Below are 930 nucleotides of genomic sequence, written 5' to 3'. Positions count from 1 at the left end.
TCAGCGAGATCAGGCCCCTGCGGACCGAGGAGATCCTCAGCGAGGCGGGGCGGCCCGTCGACGACCTGCACGGCGTCGAGACCAAGACGACCACCACGGTCGCCATGGACTTCGGCCGGATCACGCTGCGCGAGGACCTCGTCCTGTACCTTTTCGGCACCCCGGGGCAGGACCGCTTCTGGTTCCTCTGGGACGAGCTGGCCCAGGGGGCCCTGGGCGCCATCGTCCTCGCGGACACCCGCCGCCTGGAGGACAGCTTCGCCGCCATCGACTACTTCGAGCGGCGCGGCATCCCGTTCACGGTGGCCGTCAACTGCTTCGAGGGCGCCCAGCGGTTCCCGGCGGAGAGCGTGCGCGTCGCGCTCGGCCTGGACCCCGAGGTGGGGCTGCTGATGTGCGACGCCCGGGACCGCGAGTCCGTGAAGGACGTGCTCGTGGCGGTCGTGCAGCACGCCCTCGTCCTCGCGGACCGGAGTCCGGTCACCACGTGACCGCACGGGCGGTCAGCGAACCGCCACCACCGCCGAACCGTGCCCGAACAGGCCCTGGTTCGCGGTGATCCCGGCCCGCGCGCCCGGCACCTGTCGGTCGCCCGCCGTCCCGCGCAGCTGCCAGGTCAGCTCGCAGACCTGGGCGATCGCCTGGGCGGGCACCGCCTCCCCGAAGGAGCCGAGGCCGCCACTGGTGTTGACCGGAAGGCGTCCGCCGAGGGCCGTCACGCCCTCCCGCAGCAGCTTGGCGCCCTCGCCCGGCGCGCAGAGCCCGATGTCCTCGTACCACTCCAGCTCCAGGGCGGTGGACAGGTCGTACACCTCCGCCAGGGACAGGTCCTCGGGCCCGAGCCCCGCCTCCTCGTAGGCGGCGCGGGCGATCGAGGCGCGGAAGGAGTGCGGGGCGGGGGAGACGGCCGCCGCCGAATCGGTCGCGATG

The 930-nt window shown here is 73.4% G+C and carries 1 protein-coding gene and 1 pseudogene; one reads left to right on the top strand and one right to left on the bottom strand.

Annotation, left to right across the window (positions count from 1 at the left end; genetic code table 11):
- The coding region (locus tag CCN37_RS38325; protein WP_086830264.1) for an ATP/GTP-binding protein at positions 1–491 on the top strand (491 nt) is incomplete at its 5' end.
- Between the two features lie 12 nt (positions 492–503).
- On the opposite strand, the pseudogene CCN37_RS38320 reads toward CCN37_RS38325, so the two are convergent.
- Positions 504–930, bottom strand: a pseudogene (locus CCN37_RS38320) (hypothetical protein); the annotation flags it as partial.

It is taken from the genome of Allokutzneria sp. NRRL B-24872, assembly GCF_002155965.1.
GTDB lineage: Bacteria > Actinomycetota > Actinomycetes > Mycobacteriales > Pseudonocardiaceae > Allokutzneria.
Note: the sequence above shows the minus strand (reverse complement) of the source record. Positions and strands in the feature narration are given on the sequence as shown.